Origin of the sequence: Thalassovita gelatinovora, from assembly GCF_001458355.1 — a bacterium.
Taxonomy (GTDB): domain Bacteria; phylum Pseudomonadota; class Alphaproteobacteria; order Rhodobacterales; family Rhodobacteraceae; genus Thalassobius; species Thalassobius gelatinovorus.
This window is the reverse complement of sequence record NZ_CYSA01000028.1, coordinates 193,058-216,534: the sequence shown is the minus strand read 5'-3', so window position 1 is coordinate 216,534 and position 23,477 is coordinate 193,058. Positions and strand designations below refer to the sequence as shown.

The 23,477-nt window shown below is 57.7% G+C and carries 27 protein-coding genes and 1 tRNA gene; 17 read left to right on the top strand and 11 right to left on the bottom strand.

The features are described 5' to 3' along the window. The first annotated feature begins 243 nt into the window (after positions 1-243). From TG4357_RS18440 to TG4357_RS18410, 9 genes are all read left to right on the top strand, one after another. Positions 244-537, top strand: coding sequence for a helix-turn-helix domain-containing protein (locus TG4357_RS18440; RefSeq protein ID WP_058264379.1), 294 nt, complete (start codon positions 244-246; stop codon positions 535-537). Positions 538-757: 220 nt separating this feature from the next. Further along, entirely contained in the window at positions 758-928 is a 171-nt protein-coding gene (locus TG4357_RS19605; protein WP_158509100.1) for a hypothetical protein, read from the top strand. Further along, a complete protein-coding gene (locus tag TG4357_RS18435) occupies positions 928-1,248 on the top strand; it encodes a hypothetical protein (protein ID WP_139193627.1) in 321 nt (106 codons plus the stop codon). Before TG4357_RS19605 ends, TG4357_RS18435 begins: the two co-directional genes overlap by 1 nt. Next, positions 1,245-1,514 carry a hypothetical protein gene (locus TG4357_RS18430; protein ID WP_058264377.1) on the top strand — a complete coding sequence of 90 codons (270 nt, stop codon included), beginning with the start codon at positions 1,245-1,247 and terminating at the stop codon, positions 1,512-1,514. The genes TG4357_RS18435 and TG4357_RS18430 overlap by 4 nt, the downstream gene beginning before the upstream one ends. Further along, positions 1,511-2,200, top strand: coding sequence for a hypothetical protein (locus TG4357_RS18425; protein WP_058264376.1), 690 nt, complete (start codon positions 1,511-1,513; stop codon positions 2,198-2,200). The genes TG4357_RS18430 and TG4357_RS18425 overlap by 4 nt, the downstream gene beginning before the upstream one ends. Continuing rightward, a complete protein-coding gene (locus TG4357_RS18420) occupies positions 2,197-2,472 on the top strand; it encodes a hypothetical protein (RefSeq protein WP_058264375.1) in 276 nt (91 codons plus the stop codon). The genes TG4357_RS18425 and TG4357_RS18420 overlap by 4 nt, the downstream gene beginning before the upstream one ends. Before the next feature lie 88 nt (positions 2,473-2,560). Further along, the gene (locus TG4357_RS18415) at positions 2,561-2,836 is read left to right on the top strand and encodes a DUF2312 domain-containing protein (protein WP_058264476.1); all 276 of its coding nucleotides are present in this window, start codon (positions 2,561-2,563) and stop codon (positions 2,834-2,836) included. 69 nt (positions 2,837-2,905) lie between these two features. Further along, the gene (locus tag TG4357_RS19600; protein WP_158509099.1) at positions 2,906-3,082 is read left to right on the top strand and encodes a hypothetical protein; all 177 of its coding nucleotides are present in this window, start codon (positions 2,906-2,908) and stop codon (positions 3,080-3,082) included. Between the two features lie 14 nt (positions 3,083-3,096). Beyond that, complete coding sequence (locus tag TG4357_RS18410) at positions 3,097-4,161, top strand: tyrosine-type recombinase/integrase (protein WP_058264475.1); 1,065 nt, start codon at positions 3,097-3,099, stop codon at positions 4,159-4,161. A 75-nt stretch (positions 4,162-4,236) separates the two neighbouring features. Here the strand turns inward: TG4357_RS18410 and TG4357_RS18405 are convergent. After that, positions 4,237-4,312 (bottom strand) — tRNA-Ile (locus TG4357_RS18405). A gap of 252 nt (positions 4,313-4,564) precedes the next feature. Between TG4357_RS18405 and TG4357_RS18400 the strand changes: the two genes are divergently transcribed. From TG4357_RS18400 to TG4357_RS18395, 3 genes are all read left to right on the top strand, one after another. After that, positions 4,565-6,190: a long-chain-fatty-acid--CoA ligase gene (locus TG4357_RS18400; protein WP_058264374.1), complete on the top strand. Its 1,626-nt coding sequence runs from the start codon at positions 4,565-4,567 to the stop codon at positions 6,188-6,190. 209 nt (positions 6,191-6,399) lie between these two features. Continuing rightward, positions 6,400-6,522 carry a hypothetical protein gene (locus TG4357_RS19955; protein ID WP_267886205.1) on the top strand — a complete coding sequence of 41 codons (123 nt, stop codon included), beginning with the start codon at positions 6,400-6,402 and terminating at the stop codon, positions 6,520-6,522. 34 nt (positions 6,523-6,556) lie between these two features. After that, the gene (locus tag TG4357_RS18395) at positions 6,557-6,913 is read left to right on the top strand and encodes a TfoX/Sxy family DNA transformation protein (RefSeq protein ID WP_058264373.1); all 357 of its coding nucleotides are present in this window, start codon (positions 6,557-6,559) and stop codon (positions 6,911-6,913) included. Positions 6,914-7,029: 116 nt separating this feature from the next. Here TG4357_RS18395 and TG4357_RS18390 read toward each other — a convergent pair whose 3' ends face one another. The 3 genes from TG4357_RS18390 to TG4357_RS18380 all read right to left on the bottom strand — a co-directional run bounded on the left by TG4357_RS18390 (position 7,030) and on the right by TG4357_RS18380 (position 9,265). After that, on the bottom strand, positions 7,030-7,434 hold the full coding sequence (locus TG4357_RS18390; RefSeq protein ID WP_058264372.1) for an SDR family NAD(P)-dependent oxidoreductase: 405 nt from the start codon (positions 7,432-7,434) through the stop codon (positions 7,030-7,032). A 119-nt stretch (positions 7,435-7,553) separates the two neighbouring features. Then, complete coding sequence (gene ndk, locus TG4357_RS18385) at positions 7,554-7,976, bottom strand: nucleoside-diphosphate kinase (protein ID WP_058264371.1); 423 nt, start codon at positions 7,974-7,976, stop codon at positions 7,554-7,556. Between the two features lie 95 nt (positions 7,977-8,071). Further along, positions 8,072-9,265, bottom strand: coding sequence for a multidrug effflux MFS transporter (locus TG4357_RS18380; RefSeq protein WP_058264370.1), 1,194 nt, complete (start codon positions 9,263-9,265; stop codon positions 8,072-8,074). 128 nt (positions 9,266-9,393) lie between these two features. On the opposite strand from TG4357_RS18380, the gene TG4357_RS18375 reads away from it, so the two are divergent. Together TG4357_RS18375 and TG4357_RS18370 are read left to right on the top strand one after the other, a co-directional pair. Continuing rightward, entirely contained in the window at positions 9,394-11,253 is a 1,860-nt protein-coding gene (locus tag TG4357_RS18375) for an ABC-F family ATP-binding cassette domain-containing protein (protein WP_058264369.1), read from the top strand. A 106-nt stretch (positions 11,254-11,359) separates the two neighbouring features. Further along, positions 11,360-11,980 carry a MarC family protein gene (locus tag TG4357_RS18370; RefSeq protein ID WP_058264368.1) on the top strand — a complete coding sequence of 207 codons (621 nt, stop codon included), beginning with the start codon at positions 11,360-11,362 and terminating at the stop codon, positions 11,978-11,980. A gap of 93 nt (positions 11,981-12,073) precedes the next feature. Here the strand turns inward: TG4357_RS18370 and TG4357_RS18365 are convergent, their stop codons facing one another. Continuing rightward, positions 12,074-12,871 carry a hypothetical protein gene (locus TG4357_RS18365; RefSeq protein ID WP_139193626.1) on the bottom strand — a complete coding sequence of 266 codons (798 nt, stop codon included), beginning with the start codon at positions 12,869-12,871 and terminating at the stop codon, positions 12,074-12,076. A 204-nt stretch (positions 12,872-13,075) separates the two neighbouring features. On the opposite strand from TG4357_RS18365, the gene gyrA reads away from it, so the two are divergent. Together gyrA and TG4357_RS18355 are read left to right on the top strand one after the other, a co-directional pair. Continuing rightward, the gene (gene gyrA, locus TG4357_RS18360) at positions 13,076-15,832 is read left to right on the top strand and encodes a DNA gyrase subunit A (protein ID WP_058264366.1); all 2,757 of its coding nucleotides are present in this window, start codon (positions 13,076-13,078) and stop codon (positions 15,830-15,832) included. A gap of 121 nt (positions 15,833-15,953) precedes the next feature. Then, a complete protein-coding gene (locus TG4357_RS18355) occupies positions 15,954-16,649 on the top strand; it encodes a hypothetical protein (protein ID WP_058264365.1) in 696 nt (231 codons plus the stop codon). Positions 16,650-16,695: 46 nt separating this feature from the next. Here TG4357_RS18355 and TG4357_RS18350 read toward each other — a convergent pair whose 3' ends face one another. The 4 genes from TG4357_RS18350 to TG4357_RS18335 form a co-directional block, all read right to left on the bottom strand. Further along, positions 16,696-17,160 carry an MAPEG family protein gene (locus tag TG4357_RS18350; protein WP_058264364.1) on the bottom strand — a complete coding sequence of 155 codons (465 nt, stop codon included), beginning with the start codon at positions 17,158-17,160 and terminating at the stop codon, positions 16,696-16,698. A 61-nt stretch (positions 17,161-17,221) separates the two neighbouring features. Continuing rightward, positions 17,222-18,697 (bottom strand): carboxypeptidase M32, encoded by a 1,476-nt coding sequence (locus TG4357_RS18345; RefSeq protein ID WP_058264363.1) that lies wholly within the window; start codon positions 18,695-18,697, stop codon positions 17,222-17,224. A gap of 1 nt (position 18,698) precedes the next feature. Further along, a complete protein-coding gene (ctaA, locus tag TG4357_RS18340) occupies positions 18,699-19,841 on the bottom strand; it encodes a heme A synthase (protein WP_058264362.1) in 1,143 nt (380 codons plus the stop codon). A gap of 75 nt (positions 19,842-19,916) precedes the next feature. After that, positions 19,917-20,663, bottom strand: coding sequence for an RNA methyltransferase (locus TG4357_RS18335; RefSeq protein ID WP_058264361.1), 747 nt, complete (start codon positions 20,661-20,663; stop codon positions 19,917-19,919). A gap of 192 nt (positions 20,664-20,855) precedes the next feature. On the opposite strand from TG4357_RS18335, the gene TG4357_RS18330 reads away from it, so the two are divergent. Beyond that, complete coding sequence (locus tag TG4357_RS18330) at positions 20,856-21,476, top strand: thiamine phosphate synthase (RefSeq protein ID WP_058264360.1); 621 nt, start codon at positions 20,856-20,858, stop codon at positions 21,474-21,476. A gap of 25 nt (positions 21,477-21,501) precedes the next feature. On the opposite strand, the gene lpxB is transcribed toward TG4357_RS18330, so the two are convergent. Together lpxB and TG4357_RS18320 are read right to left on the bottom strand one after the other, a co-directional pair. Next, the gene (gene lpxB, locus TG4357_RS18325; RefSeq protein WP_058264474.1) at positions 21,502-22,671 is read right to left on the bottom strand and encodes a lipid-A-disaccharide synthase; all 1,170 of its coding nucleotides are present in this window, start codon (positions 22,669-22,671) and stop codon (positions 21,502-21,504) included. After that, the gene (locus TG4357_RS18320; RefSeq protein WP_058264359.1) at positions 22,671-23,477 is read right to left on the bottom strand and encodes an LpxI family protein; all 807 of its coding nucleotides are present in this window, start codon (positions 23,475-23,477) and stop codon (positions 22,671-22,673) included. The genes lpxB and TG4357_RS18320 overlap by 1 nt, the downstream gene beginning before the upstream one ends.

Sequence of the window (23,477 nt, the reverse complement as noted above, 5' to 3'; positions counted from 1 at the left end):
ATACGATCCATCGTATCGAACCAATGCCCCGGGAACCTTCCGGCGGACAAACAGTTTGAAACCTGCGAAGTAGAGACGCCTAAAGCGTCAATCACCCTACGCCGCCCAAGTTTCGATATCAGTTCTTTTTGGGTCATGACTCGAAAATGTTCAGTTAGTCTGAACATGTCAAGGTTCTAAAGAAACTTTTTTCAGACCGACTGAACTTCGGTAAGCCACGACTTACATCGATTGGAGAATGACATGAGTGCTGAAAATTCTGAACGCCCATACACGGAGATTGGCCATCGCCTGCGGGCGGCTAGAAAAGCTTTAGGATATAACCAAACAGATTTCGCCAAGCGCGCTGGCTTCACCAAAGGACAAGTTTCCAACTGGGAGGGCGGCGCTCATAGGCCTTCCTTGGATGCCTGCATCGCGATGCGCGAAACATACGGACTATCTATCGATTTCATCATTTTCGGCAACATGGATGCATTGCCGCACAAGATCGCCAAGCTGCTCGAATCCAGTCCGTCCGTCAATCTTTCCAAGTAGTCTATCGTCAACGATGTCTCCTCGGAAAGTGTAATAAGAAAATCAAAACGTGTAGCCATTTAACAGGGTTCCATCATTGATAGTTAATTGCCGGGCAAATGGCCGCACGGCGACACTATTCGCAACCAGCATGTTCAGTCAAGCTGAACAAATATCCTTGACAGTTCAGTTGTTCTGAACTTATTCCTTCTCCATCACAGCAGTTGATGGAGGCTTTAAGATGTCATTGGACCCGCGACCGCAGGCGATCCCCCCGTCCCACGATCCAGACGTCGACCTATTCGACGCCGTCCTAAAGCTGGCCATCTTTTGCCTAATCACACTGACCGTCGTGCATTCGGCGCACCTGCTGTGGATCGCGCATGTCCTGCGCAATGTGGGGGCCGGATGATGACCTTTCACGCCCAATTCGACCGCCTGCGCGTTTTCCTTGCCCATCTCGAACTGATCGACATGGACGCGCAAAAAGATGCTTTCATGAATGAAGGTATGGAAACCGGCGATGCAGACCTGATCCTGCGGGCCGATACCAAATCCAGCCACCTAATCGAAATCAGACTGCACGGCGCGACGGCCTTCGGCGCGACCGAGGACGAAGCAATCCGCAACTGGAAGAAGGTGGCGCGGCAGCTCCTGCCCGGTATCGAAGATGACGGGTTCGTCACCGGGCATCCGCCGATCGGCAGGCTACCCCATCGGGTGCTGGCATGACCCGGCAACCTGTTTCCCCTATCGGCATCCGTCTGATTGCCGGTCACCTGGCCGGGGGCGTTCTGTTCGCCGCCTCCGGCCTTTTTTCCCATTTCCGCCGGGCGCGCGCAGACACCACCACTCACGATGACACCCCGCGCGCGCCCGCACTGGTGGAGGACACCGCCGCCAGCTTCCATTGCCCGGAATGGCCCGGCTGTGGATGCCCCGGCGGCACCATGCACCCGGACTGCCCCGGACTGAAAATCCTGACAGGTGAGGCATGAGACGGCCCGAAGACATCAATGTCCTGATCGGCTGCGAAACGTCCGGCGCGATGCGCGAAGCTTTCCTTGCGCGCGGGTTCAACACATTTTCCTGCGATATCCTGCCCGCCGACACACCGACCAACCGCCACATACAAGACGACGTCCGCACAGTGATGCGTGATCCCATGTGGCACCTGTTCTGCGTGATGCACCCGCCCTGCACCCGGCTATGCCGTGCCGGGCAGCGCTGGCTTTATGGACCGGACAAGTCGCACCCGAAGAAACTGCCCAAGGGGCGGACATGGCAAGACATGATCGCGGAATTTGAAGCGGGTTGCGATTTGTTCGAAGCTTGCCTTCACGCGCCGATCCCGCTGCGGGTGGTGGAAAACCCGGTGATGCATAAATGGGCCAAAGAACGGATCCGCGACCTGCCAGAACCGCAGATCGTGCAGCCGTGGTGGTTTGGAGACCCGGCCTTCAAGGCCACCGGATTCTACCTGAAAGGCGGACTGCCGAAACTGGTCCCGACCAACAAACTGACCCCGCCCGAACGCGGCACCGAGGCTTACAAGGACTGGTCAGCCATCCACCGCGCCCCGCCCGGCCCTGATCGCTGGAAGATCCGCAGCAAGACATTCCCAGGCATTGCCGACGCAGCCGCGCTGACATGGGGTGACCACGCCCTGAAGGTGGCGGCATGAACGCTCCGATCCGCCAGCGCTTCGATGACATGCAGCCCGCCCAGCAGGCGGGAATACTGTGCAACGATCCGCGCTTCCAACGTTTCGCCGCCACTCGATGCGGCGCGCCGGGAGAACAGTTCAATGCCAGCGCCGCCGCCGAATACCTGCGCCAGTGCTGCGGCATCGACAGCCGCCGCCAGCTGGGCACCGACCAAGCGGCGCAACAGAAATTCCAGACCCTGCGCACCGAATTCGACGCATGGACCGGCAAGATAGCAAGCCAGAGGTGACGCAATGGCCAAACCCAACCCGATCGACCAAGGCGTCGAAGACATTCACGCCAAGATGGAAGCAAAGGCAAGAAAGGGCAGACCACCGATGAAAGACGACGACGATTTCCGCAAGCACAACCAGACGTCCTATCGCGTGACGGCGGATGAGCTGCGCCAGTTCATCGAACGGTTCGAACGGCTGGATCAGGAAAAGAAAGACATCGCCGACCAACAGAAAGAGGTGATGGCCGAAGCCAAGGGGCGCGGCTACGACACCAAGATCATGCGCAAGATCATCGCCCTACGCAAGCGCGACAAGGACGACATCGCCGAGGAAGAAGCGGTGCTGGAGATGTACAAAGAGGCGTTGGGGATGGCGTGATGGCAAAGAATAACAACACCAATCCAGCGCGCGAAAATCTCTCCAAAATGACGACAAAAGGTTCCTGACATGCCAAAGTGCCGGGCCAGCAAAGCGGAAATCACCCGTGCGGTTGAGGCAACGCAGAAATGCGGCCTGTCGGTGTCCGGCGTCGAGATCGAACCAGACGGCACGATCAGGGTACTGACAATCATTGTGGACAAGCCGCAAAAACAGGCCGATGCTAGGATCCCGAAACAATGGTGATAGGCAGGGACAGCATGAAGGTGAGTTATCCCGGCCTGCTGGAGGAAAGATTGCCATCCGGCAACCTGCGCTACAGGGTGCGACAGGACGGCAATCCAAAGCGCCGGATCGCGCTGACCGTCGGACCTGATCATCCTGATTTCATAGAGCAATACCTTACAGCTCGCGCCGGGAAACAGCCACAGAAGGCAAATCCGCGCATATCGAACGCGATACCGCAGTCGATCGAATGGCTGGTCCTGAAATACCTGGACGCGATGAACAAGATGGTCGATTCCGGCCTGATGTCCCCGGACACTCAGAAGCAGCGCAAGTCGATGCTGAACCGGTTTTCATCAGAATACGGCGAATACGCGCTGCAAATGCCGAGCGAAAAGCTCGTCGAATTTAGGGACACAATGTCGGGAACACCAGGCGCAGCCGATAACATGGTGAAGACGATCCGCGCGATGTATGTCTGGGCGATCGAGCGCGGCATCTGTTCGGTCAACCCGGCCACTGGCATCGGCAAAATCAACAAGGGCAAGGGCGGCGCCAAGCCCTGGACCATCGAGGACCTCAAAAACTACAAGGCAGTCCACCCTCCCGGCACCGCTGCGCATCTCTGCCTGACCCTGTTCATGTTCACAGCCTGCCGTATCAGCGATGCGGTCCGCCTTGGACGTGGCAACGAGGAACTGATCGATGGCATCCTCGCCCTGCGCTGGCAGCCCACGAAGAAGGGATCAGCGGAGGTCGTGATACCTATCATGCCACCACTCTACAAAGCCACGCGCGCGCCCAAGGTCCAGGGCGAAAAATACCTGCTGACCGAATACGGACGCCCATTCAAATCGCCAGAGGGACTGCGCAACAGGTTCCGAAAGTGGTGCGACGACGCTGGCCTTGAAGGGCTGTCCAGTCACGGAATCCGCAAGGCGACCGGCCACCTTCTGGCACATGAAGGCTGCACCCAATACCAGATCATGACCATCCACGGGCATACCCAGGCGAAGACGTCCGAGGTCTATACGCAAGGCGTGGAGAGGTGGAGACTCGCCGCCGACGCCATGCGTAAATTGGAGGGAATGGAGTGGTAATGTGTCCCACGCGCAAATTTTCGTGGGACACATTACAACTCAACGCATTGATTTTTATATAAGTTTTTAGGTGCTTGGTAGGCCCGGCAGGATTTGAACCCGCAACCAAAGCGTTATGAGCGCTCTGCTCTAACCGTTGAGCTACAGGCCCACCTTGCCCCCTGATTATGCGCAGCACTTCAAAGCGTCAAGCAGGATGGCAACACCTTTCAGGATTGCGCTGCTTGTGGGTATCGTTACGTCAACCCTCCCTTTTGACGCTGCGTTGTGGGACGTCGGCATCTGGACAAAACTGAACTGATCGTTTCAGTTCGCGATCGCAACAGGGCCTGCGCTCAAGCTCAGGTGGGGAGACACGTCCTGCGCATCGGCGCGGGTGGGATGGACCAGACAGGAGGATCCAATGCTTGGAAAAATGATGACGCAGCAACTGACCATCAGTTCGCTGATCGCCCATGCCGCGCGCTATCACGCCGGAACCGAGGTCGTATCGGTGGAAACCGATGGCGGTCTTTATCGGTCCAACTGGGGTGAGGTTGAGCTGAGAACCCGCAAGCTGGCGTCGGCGCTAGAAGCCTTGGGAATTGAAAAAGGCGACCGCTGCGCCACCATCGCGTGGAACAACATGCGGCATCTGGAAATCTACTTTGGTGTCGCCGGGGCTGGCATGATCTGCCACACCATAAATCCGCGTCTGTTTCCCGAACAGCTGATCTATATCATCAACCACGCCGAGGATAAGGTTCTGTTTCTCGACAGCACCTTCCTTCCGGTCGTTGCCAAGCTGGGTGAACACCTGAAAACCCTGCGTCACGTGGTGCTGATGGGCCCGCGCAACGAAGAAGCCGCAGCCATGGTGCCTGGGCTGAAATTCTATGACGAACTGATCGAAACCGGCAAAGACGATTACGTCTGGCCCGACATCGACGAAAACAGTTCCTCGTCGCTTTGCTACACATCGGGCACGACGGGCAATCCCAAGGGTGTGCTTTATACCCACCGTTCCACCGTGCTGCATTCGATTGCCGGCAATCAGCCCGACGGGCTGGCGCTTTCGGCGCGTGAAAGCGTCATGCCTGTCGTGCCGATGTTCCATGTCAACGCTTGGGGCATTCCCTATATGGCCCCCGCCGCCGGTAGCAAACTGGTGCTGCCGGGGCCGAACTTGGATGGCGACAGTCTGGTCAAACTGATTGATCAAGAAGGGGTCACGCTGGCGCTTGGCGTGCCGACGATCTGGATGGGGCTGCTGCACTCGCTGGAAAAACTGGGCAGCAAGGCCGAAAGCCTGACCCGCACCGTGATCGGCGGTTCGGCCTGTCCGCCGTCGATGATCACCGCGTTCCGCGAAAAATTCGGGGTCGAAGTGATGCATGCTTGGGGCATGTCGGAAACCAGCCCGCTAGGCACCATGAACAAGCTTCTGAAAAAACATGAAACCCTGAGCGAAGACGAGCAAAACAAGATCCGCGAAGGTCAAGGCCGTCCGCCCTTTGGCGTCGAATTGCGCATCGTCGATGACGAAGGTCATGTTCTGCCCAACGATGGTGAAACGCAGGGCGAATTACAAATCCGTGGCCATTGGATCGTCGATACCTATTTCAAGGTGGAAAAGACCGCTCTGACGCTGGACGGCTGGTTTGATACCGGCGATGTCGCCACCATTGATCCGGATGGTTTCATGATCATCCGCGACCGCAGCAAGGACATCATCAAATCGGGTGGCGAATGGATTTCCACCGTCGAGCTGGAAAACATCGCCATCGGCCACCCCGGCGTCGCCAATGCCGCCGCCATTGCTGCGCGGCATGAAAAATGGGACGAACGCCCGGTTCTGGTGGTTCTGCCTGTCACCGGCGCCACTCCCAGCGAAGAAGAACTGCTGGCCTTCTACGATGGTAAAATCGCCAAATGGCAAATCCCCGATCGAGTGATTTTCGTTGACGCATTGCCCATCGGCGGCACCGGAAAGGTGCTCAAGAACAAGCTGCGCGACGAATTCGGAGATGTGTTGATCAAGGCTGAATAAACTTGGTCGATACTGCGTCCCCGGCATGGCCCACCCGTGCCGGGGACTTTCTTTTGGGCACCTGTCGCCAGTCTTTCCGGCATGAAATTGCCTGAATTTGACCCCTTTGCCCCCATTTACGCGCCTGATATTTTTGCCAGACTCAGACTACCCTGAAATATGGCCCGACCTTATTCCGAGCGGGCCTGCCCTTGGTAGGAGTATGAGTTATGGCTAATTCACCACATCCCCCGGACAAACCCGCGGCCCCGGCGTCGCAGCAGGTCCCCAAACCGCGCACCGGCAAGCCCGATAAATATCATCCGGTCTATCCCGATTATGCGATCATCTGAGTGACGTCGACGGTACTTGCGCTAAAAAGGGTGCATGAGCCCTGTAAGTTCAATTCGCAATCTCGGCCCCGCGGTCGAACAGGCCTGCACCCGTGCCGGTATTCAGTCGGCCGAGGGTTTGCGCGCCCTTGGTGCCGACGCAGCCTATACCCGGCTGATCTCCTCAGGCAGCCGCCCTCATTTCATCGGTTACTGTGCGCTTGTCATGGGGTTGCAAGGCCGCCCTTGGAACGATTGCCAGGGCGCAGAAAAAGATGCCTTGCGCGCCCGGTTCGACGCGATCAAGGCCGCCGCGACGCCCGACCACCCCCCGCAGTCTGAGATCGAGAGAGTTCTCGATGAAATCGGCGTCGTCGAGAAACGGCCCGGTAAAACAAAAAACGCGCCGTAACCCCGTAGGCCGGGCTTCAGCCCGGCAGTCCCGGCAAACCTTCCGCTAATCGGGCAAAGTGCGAACTGCCGGGCTGAAGCCCGGCCTACCTCATGCCCGAAAGCATTGCGGCGCCTTTATACCCGCAAAGCGGGCAATCCCACCCCGGTGCTGTCGAACCCGCCATCGGCGGCGATAACCTGACCGGTGACAAAGCTGGCCTTGTCAGAGCGCAGGAATACGATCACGTTGGCGATTTCGTCTTCGCTTCCATAGCGGTTCAACGGGATCGCGTTGTTCACCAATGCATCGATCCGACCGAATGCGGCCAAGGTGTCTGTAATCATAGTGGCGACCTGATCGGGATCGGATATGTCATAGGGCATGGCTGCGGCCTGCGCCCCCAGCGGCGATATCGCTCTGTCCAGTTCTTCGCGATCCCGGTCGACCAAGGCAACTGCCCACCCCATTGCCAGAAACTGCTTGGCGGTCACCAGCCCGATCCCCCGGGCTGCACCGGTCACGATGGCGCATTTCGTCATTTCTTTCCTCCCTAAATCCTTCTTGCGCACGCTAGCCAAGGACAGCGGTAGAGGCAAAGACGAAAAGGGCCGCTTTCCGAAGAAAGCGACCCCACGTTCATTCGTTGCAAACAGGTGGCTTAGCCGACCAGTTCGAGACCCGAGAAGAAATAAGCGATCTCAACCGCTGCAGTTTCTTCCGCGTCCGACCCGTGGACCGAATTTTCACCGATCGACAGGGCGAATTCCTTGCGGATGGTGCCTTCGGCGGCTTCGGCCGGGTTGGTCGCGCCCATGACTTCGCGGTTCTTGGCAATGGCGTCTTCGCCTTCCAAAACCTGAACCACGATCGGCTCGGACGCCATGAATTCGCACAGTTCGTCATAGAAGGGGCGTTCGGCATGCACAGCATAGAATACGCCGGCCTGCGCCTTGCTCAGGTGGATCCGCTTTTGTGCGACGATGCGCAGGCCAGCGGCTTCCAGCTTGGCGTTAATCGCGCCGGTCAGGTTGCGCTTGGTGGCGTCAGGCTTGATGATGCTAAAGGTGCGTTGAATGGCCATGGGTATTGTCCTCGGTTACCGGGGCCGGGCCGCTGCCCGACATTGTGGAAATCGCCGTCCTGCTATCATGCGTTTTACAGTTTGAAAAGCCGCAATCACGCCGGTTGCAGCCTTCTATCCAAGGCCTGAATGACATAGGCGGCCACCACACCGGCCAGGCTGGCCAACGCCATCGCCCCCAACAGGACATAGACCCCCATCGGCCCGGTGACCATTGCGCTGACCAAAGGGGTCAGCACCGCGCCGATGCCCACGGTCAACGCCCCCGACAGGCCCGACGCGCTGCCAGCCAGTCGTGGCTGTACCGACATGACCCCCGCATTGGCCCCCGGAAGGGTCAACCCATTGCCCAGACCCAGCATCACAGCGCCAGCAAACAGGACCGCAGGATGAAACACCCCGATTGCCAGCAGCGCCATCGCGGCCACAATGCCGCCTAACGACACCCACCGTCCCGCGATGATCAACGCCATCATGCCAACCCGGGCCCCGATCCGGGTGGAAATCACATTACCCACCATAAAACCCGCCGCCGTTGCCCCCATCAACAGCCCCAACGCGCTGGGGCTCAGATTGAAAGCCTGTTCACCGACCTGCGGCGCACCGGCCAGATACGCGTAAAATCCGCCAATGGAAAAAATCAGACAGGCGCAATAGGCCCAGAACGACCCAGAGCGCAGCAATTCGGGGTAAGTGCGAAACTGAGCGCGGAAACTATTCTGCCGTGTCAAATTGGTTTCGCCCAGATCGATCCAGCACAGGATGAAAAGCGCCGCACCGCATAGGGCAAAGACCCAGAAATCCGACCGCCAGCCCAAAAATTGGTCCAATACCCCCCCCAACACCGGGGCCAGAAGCGGGGCCAGTGCCATGGCCGATCCAACGACCGCCAGCAATCGCGCAGCTTCGGACGGTACCGCTACATCCCGGATCACCGCGCGGGACAGAACCATGCCCGACACCACCGCGCCTTGCAGCAACCGAAAACCGAGAAAAACCCAAATCGTTCCCGCCAGCGCGCAGCCAATTGACGCAAGCGTAAAGATCGCCAACCCGGTCAGGATTACCGGCCTGCGCCCAACCATGTCCGACAGTGGGCCCATTACCAGTTGCAACAGTGCCGATATCGCTAGGTACCCGCCGATAGACAGCGAAGCGACGGAATAGTCAGCCTCGAATTCCGAAGCGATCCGGCTAAGCGAGGGCAGAAACATATTCAATGACATCACCGCAAGCGATGTCAGCAGGATCAGCGTCAGCAGGCGCGGTTTGCTGCGGGTGATTTGCATGGAATTTCCGTTGAAATTTAATTAACAGGTTAACTTATTAAGGGTACGCCCCTGCCCGCGGACATGCAAGGCGCCGGAATTGTCGGCAAGCGATTGACAGCCCCCCCACCCTCTGGCACTCCGCGCTCATGTTGCGCATTGATGATCTCACCTATTCGATAGAAGGCCGCCCCCTGTTCGAAGGGGCCTCGGCCACCATTCCCACCGGCCACAAGGTCGGTTTGATCGGCCGGAACGGCGCCGGGAAAACCACCTTGTTCAAGCTGATCAGGGGGGAACTGCATCTCGACGGCGGGTCGATTTCATTGCCTTCGCGTGCCCGGATTGGCGGCGTCGCCCAGGAAGTCCCCGGCAACGAGGTGTCGTTGATAGATACGGTTCTGGCCGCGGACATCGAACGCGCTGAACTGCTGGCCGAGGCCGATCAGACCAAGGACCCCGCAAGGATTGCCGACATCCAGACCCGTCTGGCCGATATCGACGCCTGGAGCGCCGAAGCGCGCGCCTCGTCCATTCTCAAGGGGCTTGGGTTTGACAGCGACGAACAATTGATGCCCTGCTCGGCCTTTTCCGGCGGTTGGCGGATGCGGGTGGCGCTGGCGGCGGTGCTGTTCGCCCAACCCGACTACCTGCTGCTGGATGAACCGACCAACTATCTCGATCTGGAAGGGGCGCTTTGGCTTGAAGCCTATATCGCCAAATATCCTCACACGGTGCTGATCATCAGCCATGACCGCGATTTGCTGAACCGTGCGGTCGGGGCGATCTTGCATTTGGATAACCGGCAATTGACCTATTACACCGGCCCTTATGACCAATTCGTGCGCCAACGCACCGCTCAACGCGCCGTACAGGCCGCCGCGGCCAAGAAGCAAGACTTGCAACGCGCCCATCTGCAAAGCTTCGTCGACCGGTTCAAGGCCAAGGCCAGCAAGGCCAAACAGGCGCAATCGCGCGTCAAGATGCTGGAAAAGATGGAAACCATCCGCGCACCCGAAGACGCCGCGCGGACAGTTTTCACCTTTCCCGAACCCGAAACCTTGTCACCCCCGATCATTTCCACAGAAGATGTTTCGGTTGGATATGATGGCAACGCGGTACTGAAACGGCTAGATCTGCGCATCGATCAGGATGACCGGATCGCGCTTTTGGGCAAGAACGGTCAGGGTAAATCGACCTTGGCCAAGATGCTGTCGGACCGGTTGGCCCCGATGGGTGGCAAGATCAACCGATCCTCGAAACTGCGTATCGGTTTCTTCGCCCAACATCAGGTCGATGAATTGCGGGTCGATGAAACCCCTTTGCAGCATCTGCAACGCGAATTGCCCGGACAGATGCAGGCCAAGCTGCGCGCCAAACTGGCCGGTTTCGGCCTGATGGCGGCACAGGTAGAAACCAAGGTCGGGCGCCTTTCAGGTGGTCAAAAGGCCCGCTTGTCGCTGCTTCTGGCCACCCTGCCCGCGCCGCATCTTTTGATCCTCGACGAACCGACCAACCACCTTGACATCGAAAGCCGCGAAGCGCTGGTTGAAGCGCTGACCGCTTATTCCGGCGCGGTCATTCTGGTCAGCCACGACATGCATCTGCTGTCGATGGTGGCAGACCGGCTTTGGTTGGTCAAAGACGGCACAGTATCGCCCTACGAGGAAGATCTGGATGCCTATCGCAAAATGCTTTTGCAATCGGACAAGCCCAGCAAACAATCCAAATCCAAATCCAAACCGGCCCCGGCCCCCAAACGTGCCAGCCGCGACGCCATTCTGGCACTGCGCGCCGATGCGCGTAAATGCGAGATACGGATCGAAAAACTGAACGATATGCGCGACAGACTGGCCAGCAAGCTAGCCGACCGGTCCCTGTATGAAGAACGCAAAGGCGAAGCCGTGGTTCTGCAGAAAAAATATGCGGAAGTCATGAACGGTCTGGAACGTGCCGAAGCGCTGTGGATGCAAGCGCTTGAAAAATTGGAAACAGCCGAAAAATCCTAGCCCCCGCCCCGGCAGAAGCCATCGCCCAACCTGATTAGCGGCGCCGCGCGGATCATCTTAAACCGACCCTTGCACCCGTCACCGGTTCCACGATACCGATCCTGCCATGGATACCGCATTTCTCATCACCGGTTTCGTCACGCTTTTCGTGATCATGGACCCGATCGGGCTGACCCCGATCTTTGTCGCTTTAACGCAAGGCATGTCCCCCGCAAAACGGCGCAAGATCGCGCTACGCGCCTGCATGCTGGCCGGGCTTTTGCTCAGCCTGTTCGCGCTGTTCGGTGAGGCTGTTTTGGGTTTTGTCGGCATTTCGATGGCCGCCTTTCGCATCGCGGGTGGCATCCTGTTGTTCCTAACCGCGCTTGACATGCTATTCCAGCGCCGCACCAAAAGGCGCGAAGATCAGGCGGAAGAAGAAGATCACAGCGACGATCCATCAGTTTTTCCTTTGGCGATGCCGCTGATCGCCGGGCCTGGGTCAATTGCAACGATCATCCTGCTGGCCGGTCAGCAACCCGGACTGTTGGGGCTTGCAATGGTGTTGGGGATCATGCTGGCGGTGCTGCTGATTGCACTGGTGCTGTTCATGTCCAGTGGATTGCTGGAACGCGCACTTGGCAAAACCGGGATCAATGTCGTGACCCGCTTGCTGGGCATGCTGCTGGCCGCCCTGTCGGTGCAATTCGTGCTTGATGGTCTCAAGGCGTTTGGCTTCGCTGGCTGAACGACTTCCACCGCGGAACGTACTGCAATCCTTTACAATCCTATTTTATGTTATCACTATCTTACCTGCGAGTTATTTATGAAAAAAGCTAAATTATTTACCCAAATTAGAACTACGAGGCAATCTGTATGCACCAAAGCCCTCAAGAACACGGTGCTGCTCGATGAATTTTTCTTTCAACGGATCGCCGTCAGGTAGTTTCATAATATTTTCTTCATACAATGAATAAAACTCGGAAACATTCTGAATTTCTTGATTCATTGCTTTTGCTTCTGCGCTCCTCGCCTCCGCCTCCAAAATCCTAGTTTCCGCTTCAAATTTACGAATTGCAATCTCTCTTCCCTTTTTGCTCAACCCTAAAGCTATTGCTCTTAGTGTTTTCGCTCTTTCTTTACCTGCAACCCAGAACTCGCCCCATAAAGAGCCGATGCGCACGGAGCTTACTCGAATCCGATCGTTGTCATTTAAAAATAAACTGATCGTGCCATCCCAATCGCCTGACAATTTGTCGCGAGCTATTTCTGCCTGATCATTTTCTATGAATACAAAAAGCGTATATATCCACTCAACCGCCTCAACAAATCTTACAATATCTTCTACTTTGTTACTTTTTGCTCCGGGTAAAAAAACAGGTACAATTCCCTTATCACTCAAATTTGGTTCAAATAGTATGGGTGTTTCAACATAACTTCCTTTAATAGTAATAACGCTACCGCTTTCAAAATGCAGAAAAACATCACCGCTACTTTCAGAAAATGACATTGAATCCAGTACTTGCCCGGCCAAAAGCTCTCGCACGTATTCAAATGGTATTGCATCACGAGCATCAGTGGGGTTTATTTGATTTTCAACCGAAACACCGAATCCTACATCGATAGGACTGTCTACCATCTGTGTCACCTCGCTGATCATTTTAGATCGATACTATCAGACTATTTTTTTTATCCTCAAGAATATTCAAGGTGTCGGGTAGGCTGCCAGACCAGTCAAACTAGTGCTTCGACATAAATACCATCTTCGCATTGCGCCCCATATCGTGGCTCTGTTATAAGTCTTGTAACAAAATATAGACAAACTGACAGAGCGGTTACCCAAGTGAGCGATACGCCAGAAGTCCCTGAAAACGAAGACGAAAACGTGCCTGCACGCCCGGTTTACGACGGCCCCAGCGTGTCGATCACGGATGAGATGAAATCGTCCTATCTCGACTATGCGATGAGCGTGATTGTCTCTCGTGCGATTCCTGATCTGCGCGACGGGTTAAAACCGGTGCACCGGCGGATTCTTTACGCCATGCATGAAACCAACAACGGCCATGACAAGCCTTACCGCAAATCGGCCCGTCCGGTCGGCGATGTGATGGGTAAATACCATCCCCATGGCGACAGCGCGATCTATGATGCGCTGGTCCGGATGGCGCAGGATTTCTCGATGTCGCTGCCGCTTCTGGACGGTCAGGGTAACTTCGGGTCGATGGACGGTGATAACGCGGCCGCGATGCGTTACACCGAAGTCCGGATGGACAAACCAGCAGCTTATCTGCTGAACGATATCGACAAGGACACCGTCGATTTCCAAGACAACTACGATGGCAAGGACCGCGAACCCACGGTCCTGCCCGCGCGGTTCCCCAACATGCTGGTCAACGGCGCTGGCGGTATTGCAGTGGGCATGGCAACCAATATTCCGCCGCACAATCTGGGCGAAGTGATCGACGCCTGTCAGGCGCTCATCGTCAAGCCGGACCTTTCCAGCGAAGAACTGATCGAATACGTGCCTGGCCCCGATTTCCCGACCGGCGGTATCATGCTGGGCCGGTCAGGCGCCCGCAAAGCCTATCTGGAAGGCCGCGGTAGCGTCATCATCCGCGCCAAAACCCGGATCGAGGAAATCCGCCGCGACCGCTATGCGATCGTGCTGGACGAAATTCCCTATCAGGTGAACAAGGCCACAATGATCGAAAAGATCGCAGAACAGGTTCGCGACAAGAAGATCGAAGGCATTGCCCATGTGCAGGACGAATCCGATCGCAACGGTGTGCGGGTGGTTGTCGAACTGAAACGCGATGCGACGGCCGAAGTGGTTTTGAACCAATTGTTCCGCTTCACCCCGATGCAAACCTATTTCGGCTGCAACATGCTGGCATTGAATGGCGGCCGGCCGGAAACGTTAACCCTGCGCCGCTTCCTGACCAGCTTCATCGATTTCCGTGAAGACGTGGTGGCGCGACGCACCGCTTATGAACTGCGCAAGGCGCGCGAACGTAGCCATATCCTTTGTGGTCTGGCCGTCGCAGTCACCAATGTCGACGAAGTCGTCGCCACCATCAGGTCGTCAGCCGATGCGGCGGAAGCACGCGAAAAGCTGATGACCCGACGTTGGCCCGCTGGTAGCATCGCCGAATATATCCAATTGATCGACGACCCGACCCACAAGATGAACGAGGACGGCACCTATAACCTGTCCGAAACTCAGGCCCGCGCCATTCTGGAACTGCGGTTGCAGCGCCTGACCCAGATCGGGGTCAAGGAAGTCACCGACGAATTGCAAAGCTTGGCCGAGAAAATCCGCGAATGCCTGGAAATTTTGGCATCGCGTGAACGGATCATGTCGATCATCTCAGACGAACTGGTCGAGGTGAAGGACCAATTCGCCGTGCCGCGCCGGACTGAAATTGTCGACTGGTCGGGGGACATGGACGACGAAGACCTGATCGAACGCGAAGACATGGTGGTGACCGTGACTTCCGGCGGTTATATCAAACGCACACCCTTGGCCGATTTCCGTGCCCAACGGCGCGGTGGCAAGGGATTGTCGGGAATGCAGACCAAGGAAGAGGATGTCGTGACCACCCTCTTCGTGGCCAACACCCATACCCAGCTTCTGTTCTTCACCACCGATGGGATGGCCTACAAGCTGAAAACCTGGCGTCTGCCGCAGGGCGGGCGCACCTCAAAGGGTAAGGCGATCGTCAATATCCTGCCGATCCCCACCGGCGTTTCAATCGCCGCGATCATGCCGGTCGACCGGGATGAAGAAGAATGGGCCGACCTGCAGATCGTTTTTGCCACATCCGCAGGCAGCGTCCGGCGCAACCGGCTGTCCGATTTCACCAACGTCATGCGCAATGGCAAGATTGCGATGAAATTCGAAGACGATAACGCCAACACCCGACTGATCAACGCGCGCATCTGTTCGGAAGACGATGATGTGATGCTGGTCACCAATTCGGGCCGCGCCATCCGCTTCCCCACCACCGAAGTGCGCGTTTTCAACAGCCGCAATTCGGTCGGCGTGCGCGGTATCCGCCTGCAAGGCGATGACGAGGTCGTTTCGATGTCCGTCATCCGCCACTTCAAGGCCGAAGCCGACGAACGCGCGGCCTATCTCAAGATGCGCCGCGCAATGGCGGGTCTTGCCGATGATGCCGAAATCGAAGACGAAGACGAGGCCGCACCGGGCGAGTTGAACCAAGAACGCTATGCCGAAATGTCCGCTGCCGAAAACCTGCTGCTGACAATCACATCCGGCGGCGCGGGCAAATTGTCGTCCAGCCATGATTACCCCGTGCGCGGGCGTGGCGGCATGGGGGTTCAGGCAATGGACAAGGCGATGCGCGGCGGCGACATCGTGGCCTCTTTCCCGGTCGAACTTGACGATCAGATCATGCTGGCCACCTCCAAGGGTCAATCAATCCGGGTGCCCGTGGACGGCATCTCGTTCCGCTCACGCTCGGCTGGAGGCGTAAAAGTATTCAACACCGGCAAGGGTGAAATGGTCGTGTCCGTTGCTCGTATCGTCGAACAGGATGAAGCTGACGACGTCGAGGATGGCGAAGGCCAGGACGGCTAAAAATCGCGCAACTAATGAAATCTGCCTGAAAATTCTGGCGGTTTTCTACTGGATTGTACAAAGGATGGGCTGTAATAAGCCCATCCTCTTTTTGTTTGACCCAAATGCGATTGGAAATCAAATGCACAAGTTTTTCTTTCTGTCTGTGGCGACCGCTTTCACCTGCGCCGCACCGTTGACGGCCCAGGCTCAAGACCTTTTTTCGGGGGAACTTGAGCTTGGTATTTCCCGAAACTCCTCCAAAGACACGTTTTTCAAACGTGTCGAGGGCTCTTTCGCGTCGAATTTCGACGGATGGTTCGATTTCCAAATTGATCTGGGTATGAGCAAATACGAGGCGGTGAATTCCACCTCCCCTTTCTTGGCATTGCACCTGATGTGGCAACCGTCTGACAAAGTCGATCTGGGGCTGTTCATCTCGGGCGAAGACCGGCTTGGCACCAGCTACACCATCGAAGGGTTAGAAATGGCCTATGAATCCGGCCCGTTTCGTGTCGAGGGCTATGTCGCGGTACAAGACCCGATTCTGGCTGGCCCCCACGGGGAATTGGCGGGGCTCGATCTCAGCTACGCCTTCGGTAGCACAGATCAGTGGTCACTAACCGGCGGCGGTCATTATGCCGATCTGGGGACAACTACGGCGGATACTGTTTACCTCGGGTTGGCCCGCCGCTTCGGGGACGATTTCGAGGTCGAAGCCCGGGTCGCCCAAAATGATGGAGCCTACACGGTCGTCACTGTCGGGGCGCGCTTTATTCTTGGCGACGGGGTCCGTTTCAACCGGCGTGACTGGTACGCAGCGTTCCCGGCATATTGATTAGATCGCCCAGCCGCGCATTTCTGCGCGGCACGTGGATGCAGCATCAGCCAACCAGACCGACCAGAGCGTGTAGCGCCATATAAATCACGATCAGCGACCCGATCGTGTAGAAAGTGGCGCGCACTTCGTGGTTCTGTTTGCCGAGATATGCCAACGCGTGCAGCAACCGCGCACCGACGAACCCGTACATCAAAACCTGCGCCAACCAGAGCGGCGGACCAACCAAGACGAACAGTAGCCCCGCCATCCAAAACCCGGGGATGTTTTCCAGATCGTTGCGATGCATCCGCCGCGACCGATCCACGTAATCGTTGAGGTCAAGCTGATCGGCGCGGGGATTGGGGTTGAGCGGTGTCTGACGCAGGTCTTCGGGATTGACCAACCCGGTGTCGCTTTTCATCATCCGGTAGACGGTCATCCAACCCTGCCCCATCAGTTTCAAAACCATCAGGGCCGCAGCAATAGCATAGGTAACGAAAACCGGGTTTTCCGGGGTCAGATTGTCCATGTGTTATCCTCTGATACTGATCAGAGGATAACACTGCACTGCGTGATGTACCAAACCACGATTACAGTTGGTAAATCGCGCCGAACTTGCCTTCCAGATATGTCAGCAACGGTTCCGGGCTGAGCACGATACCACTGGCACGTTGCACCACCTCGGCAGGTTCAAAAAGACCGCCATGGATCTGCAAATTGTCCTTCAGCCATTCGGTCGCCGCCGACAGATCGCCAGCAGTCAATTGCTCGTCCAGCCCCGGAACCGCCCCTTGCAACGCCTGATATAGGCAGCCAGCATAGACATTGCCCAAACTGTAGGTCGGGAAATAGCCGAACAGCCCCACCGACCAATGCACATCCTGCAAACAGCCATTCGAGGGCTTGTCGACCGCATAGCCGAAATCGGCCGCGAACCGGTCGTTCCAAGCCGCTTCGAGATCGAATACTGCCAGATCGCCCTGCATCAACGCCCGTTCCAGATCGAAGCGAAGCATGACATGCAGGTTATACTGCACCTCGTCGGCCTCGGTGCGAATATACCCGTCATGCACCCGATTCACCGTGCGATAGAAGTCTTCGGCACTGTTGATCCCAAAATCGCCAAACGCGGCGGTCATCTGACCGTAAAGCCAGCCGGTGAACGCCCGGCTGCGACCCAGTTGATTTTCATAAATCCGGCTCTGGCTTTCATGCACGCCCATCGATACGCCGCCGCCCAAGGGCGTCAGCAGATAGGCGTCGTCGATATTCTGTTCATAACAGGCATGGCCGACCTCGTGGATCGTCGAATAGAAACAGTTGAACGGATCGAGTTCGCTGGTCCTTGTGGTGATCCGAACGTCATGGCCGGACCCGGAACTGAACGGATGCACCGCCTTGTCGATCCGGCCATGGGTCAGGTCGTACCCGAAAGTGGTGGCCAATTTCGCGGCAAGCGCCATCTGTTTATCGGCCGGGAAATGCCCGGTCACTGCCTGCGGCGGTTCTGCCGCCAGAACCGCTTCGCGCAAAGCCACCAGCCGCGGCCGCATGGCGTCAAACATCGTGGCCAGCTCGACCGCAGTCATTTCCGGTTCGTAATCGTCGATCATGGCGTCATAAACATCGCCTCCATCTGCCAGCGCCTCGCCCTCGCGGCGCTTCAGCCCGACGACCGTTTCCAGCACCGGCAAGAAGGCGGCGACATCTTCGTCCGCCCGCGCCTGCGCCCACTGGCCCTGCGCCTTGCTGGTCACCTTGGCAATTTCGACGGCCAGATCGGCGGGGACTTTCATCGCGCGGTCATAGGATTTGCGAATATGGCGCATCTGCGCCTGCCCGACCGGGTCCAGAGCGGTATCGTCGATGGCAGCCAACCATTCAGCCAGTTTCGGATCGGTCCGGCGCGCATGCAGCACCTTTTCCATCGCTGCCATTTCGTCTGACCGCTGATCGGCAGCCCCGCGCGGCATCATGGTTTCCTGATCCCAGCCCAACCGGCCTGCCACCTGCGCCAGCGCCGAGGTGTCGCGCTGAAACGCCATCAAATCATCATAGGTACTCATCTCATGTCCTCCGGATCGCATCGATTATCGGGTAACCGCTCATGAATCGGGCGCGCAGCACCAGCACCCAAACCAAAACCGCGCCGATCTGATGCACGATTGCCACCTGCCAAGGGGCCGCAGTCATGACCGTATAGATCCCCAAGACCACCTGCGCACAAAGCGCAACAAAGGCGGCGGTATAAGCGGCCCGCGTCCTTGCATGGGCCGATTTGCGCCCGCGCAGAAACACCATGATGCCAAAGGCAAACAACAGATACCCGACACAGCGATGAATGAACTGAACCAGCCCGGGGTTTTCAAAGAAATTCTTCCACACCGGTTCGATCATCAGCGGATCAGGCGGAATGAACTGCCCGCCCATCAGCGGCCAATCGGTATAGCTACGCCCGGCATCGATACCCGCCACCAGTGCCCCGATCAGAAGCTGCAGAAAAGAAAAATGCAGCCAGCCGGTGGACAGGGAAAACAATTTCGCTTCCTTCGACCGGCGCGCCTGCATCAGATCGCGTTCTTCCCGACCCAGCAGAAACACGTACCAGGCGATGAACCCCAGAATCACAAAAGCCAGCCCCAGATGGGTTGCCAACCGATAGCTTGCCACATCCAACATTGAGCCAGACAAGCCGGAACTGACCATCCACCAACCGACAGCACCCTGCAATCCACCCAATCCGCCGATCAGAAGCAATCTTTGCGTCCAACCCACTGGGATCTTCCGCGCGATTAAGAACCCGAAAAAGCCGATCGCCCAGATCAATCCGATCACCCGGCCCAACTGCCGATGACCCCATTCCCACCAATAGATCGCTTTGAAATCGTCCAGTTCCATCCATTGGTTCTGAACCTCGAATTCCGGGATAGCCTTGTAATTTTCGAATTCCGCCTGCCAGTCGGTCGCGGTCATCGGCGGCATCGCCCCGGTGATCGGTTTCCATTCGGTGATCGACAGGCCGCTATCGGTCAATCGGGTTAACCCGCCGACCGCGATCATCGTCACGACCAGCGTAAACAATATGATCAGCCATGCACGAATGCCCCGGCGCGCGCCACGTTTGGTGGCATCGATCATGCCGCCCTTGGGTTCGGGTTTGGCCGCACCAGCGCTGCCAACCTCTTCGAATATGTTACGTTTCTGGCTCATTCTGCCCTCCGGTTCCGGCGCAGGATATGGCGCGGATCAGGGCAGGTGCAAGTGCGTCATCCTGCCCAATGTCAATCAGTCTTGCCGATTTTTCCAGCGTACCATCTGGCGCATGATACCGTGGAACATCTGCACGTCGGCACGGGTCATCCGCATCCGGCTCCACAGATTGCGCAGGTTGACCTTCATGCTCTCGGCCTTTTCCGGCGGGAAGAAGAACCCAGCCTCGCCCAGCCGGTCTTCGTAATGTTCAGCCAGCTTTTCAACCTCGATCGCACTGGCCCAATCGGTTTTGACCAATTCGACCCGTTCATGTTCGATCTCTACCGACTGCCGCCGCCATTCATAGGCGGTCAGCAACACGCATTGCGCCAGATTCAGGCTGAAGAATTCCGGGTTCACCGGCACTGTGATGATTGCATTTGCCCGCGCAACGTCTTCGTTTTCCAGACCGGCGCGTTCTGGGCCGAACATCACGGCGACCTTTTCGCCCGCCGCGATCTTTTCGCGCGCCAGTTCCATCGCCTTTTCCGGGCTGTAGATCGGCTTGGTCAATCCCCGGCCCCGCGCGGTGGTGGCGAAAACAAAGGAACAGTCATCCAACGCCTCGGCCACCGAGTCATAAAGCCCAGCGTGATCCAGCAACCGCCCCGCACCGCTGGCCATTGCCACCGCGCGCTGATTGGGCCAACCGTCGCGCGGTTCCACGATGCGCATTCTGTCGAGACCAAAATTCCACATCGCCCGGGCCGCGCCGCCGATATTTTCGCCCATCTGCGGGCGCACCAGAACGAAGGAAGGTTGCGGCACATCTGTTGGCATGTTCATCTCCGGAAAAATCCACCGTCCGCTGATAAAGCAGCCCCGACACCAATCCAACCCCCCGCCGCGTCTTCTTGGTAAAAATACCCGCGCACCGACGGGACCGATCATGTTGCCAGTGCCGCCTGAGAAGTAGCCAAGCGGGAAAATCCGCTGTATATCGGCGCGAAAGATCGCAGAAGGAACCGCGCCATGGCCGAGATCGAGCAGCCGCAAATCTATCTGATCACCCCGCCGGAATTCGAATTATCCAGCTTTCCAAACCAGTTGGCAGCGGTTTTGGACGCGCATGAAATCGCCTGTGTGCGCTTGGTACAGGCCAGCCGCGACGAAGATCGCATCGCGCGGGCCGCAGATGCGTTGCGCGAAGTGACCCATGAACGCGACGTGGCGTTGGTGATCGAAAACCACATCCTGATGGTGGAACGTCTGGGGCTCGATGGCGTGCATCTGAGCGACGGGTCACGACTGGTGCGCAAGACCCGCAAAACCCTTGGCGATGATGCCATCGTCGGGGCGTTCTGCAGTGCGTCGCGCCATGACGGTATGAATGCAGGCGAAGCTGGCGCCGATTACGTCAGCTTCGGACCGGTGAGCGCGACCGAACTGGGCGATGGCACCATCGTGGAAACCGAACTTTTCCAATGGTGGTCAGAAGTAATCGAAGTGCCGGTGGTGGCCGAAGGCGCTTTGACGGCCGAAGCAATCCGCACCTTGTCGCCCTTTACCGATTTCTTTGGCGTCGGCGACGAAATCTGGTCGCAGGACAATGCGGTCAAGGCGCTGGCCGAACTGAAAGCTCAATTCGTCTGAGACTGTAAACCTAGCGAAATCTGCATCAGATTTCGCTGGTCACGCCCGGTAATCCCTTCAAAACTGCCCGCGCTGCGCGGCGTCCGGGCGCTTCGCTGTCTTTGCCCAACCGCACCATCGTCAGGCGCATCGCCGCGCGTTGCGTTCCGGGGTCTTTCAGTACTTTGAGCACAGCTTCGGCAATCGGTACCGGCTGGCAGGCTTTGCCGATGAATTCTGGCACCACGCGAGTCTCGCTGACCAGATTGACCAAAGTCACGGTATCGACCTTCAACATCCGGCCGATGATCTGACGGCTGATCCAGTTCATGTCATAGGCGATCACCATCGGTGTATCGCATGCGGCAAGTTCCAAGGACACCGTTCCCGACGCCGCCAATGCCGCGTCTGCCGCAACGAATGCCGCTGCCTTGTGCTGTTTATATGCGTCTGGGTCCATCCCGCGCGGATCCAGAACAAGCGGCGCAACCGGCCAACCGGCCACCGCATCGCGCACCAGGTCGGTCACATTGCCGGTGGTCGGGATCACCGGCCTGATATCGGGGCGATCCTTGAGGATCCGGTGCAAAGCGTCGCCGAAAACCGGGGCCAGCCGCGCGACCTCGCCTCTCCGGCTACCAGGAAGGATAAGAAGCACCGGGGCTTCGCCCAACCCGTGGACAACACGAAAATCTGCGGCTTCTTCAGGCGTAGCAATGCGTTCGGCCACCACCGGATGGCCCACGAAATCGCATTCCATCCCGGCGGCCTGCATGTAAGGCGGTTCGAACGGGAACAGCGCCAGCACGTGATCAATCACCTTGGCCATTTTCTTGGCCCGTCCGGCGCGCCAGGCCCAAACCGTCGGGGCGACATAATGCACCGTTCTGATGTCCGACACCGCCTTGACCCGCCGCGCCACCCGCAGGCAAAAATCAGGACTGTCGATGGTGATCAGGATATCCGGCTGCGCCTGCAACACGGCCCGGGCGGTCTGATTGATCCGACGCATCAGATGGCGGTATTTCGGCAGCACCTCGGCAATACCCATCACCGACAGTTCGTCCATCGGGAACAGGCTTTCCAACCCCTGCTGTTGCATCAACGGTCCGCCAATCCCGCTGAATTCCACGTCTGCCAGGTCTTTCAGCCCCGCCATCAGCGCCGCGCCCAGCTTGTCGCCGGACGCTTCGCCCGCGATCACGAATACCCGGATCACAACACGCGTCCCATCAGGAACAACCCGGCCTTTTCGATCTCTTGCAGCGTTTTATCGCGCTCAAGGATCATCACATGCCCGGCCTCGACCACGATCCCGGCCAACCCGGCCTTTTGCACCTGCACCACGGTATCCGGGCCGATTGCGGGCATGTCGACGCGCAGATCCTGACCGCGCTTGGATGCCTTTATGAAAACGCCGGACGCACCGCGACGCAGGGCGTCGGGTGTTTCCGCCACCATGCGCAACATGAAATCAGTGCCTTGTATGGTTTCGACACCAAGACATAGCCCTCCCGCCACGACGCAACCTTGGCCAATATCGACGGGTGCCAATGCATTCAGGATATCGGCACCACGATCGGCATCCGCCAACAGATCCGCCGTCGGCACGGGACCGGCCAGCAAACCTTCTTTGGCGGTCAGTCCTGCGACCAGGTCATGCGCCCCCAGAACCTCAAACCCCTGTTCCTCAATGATCTCAATGATCAGACCGAAAAGAGCGTCGTCGCCGCCCTGCATCGCCGATAACAGACGCGGGGCCAGAGATATCATCAGCGGATCGAAAGCGGGCGCATCCAATGGTGGCCGGGTCATCGAACCGGCCATCACCACGCGGGTAACACCGAGCCCCCTAAGATCTTCGAAAAGACCACCCAGCTTTTCAAACGCGTGGGGCTGCAGATCACCGCTCAATTGATGCGGCACACCGTCAAAGACAACCTTCACCGCCTCCGGGTGCGCGGTGGCGATTTCCACCGGCAGCACGCCGTTTCCAGCAAGGATTGCCAGCCGCCCGGTCAT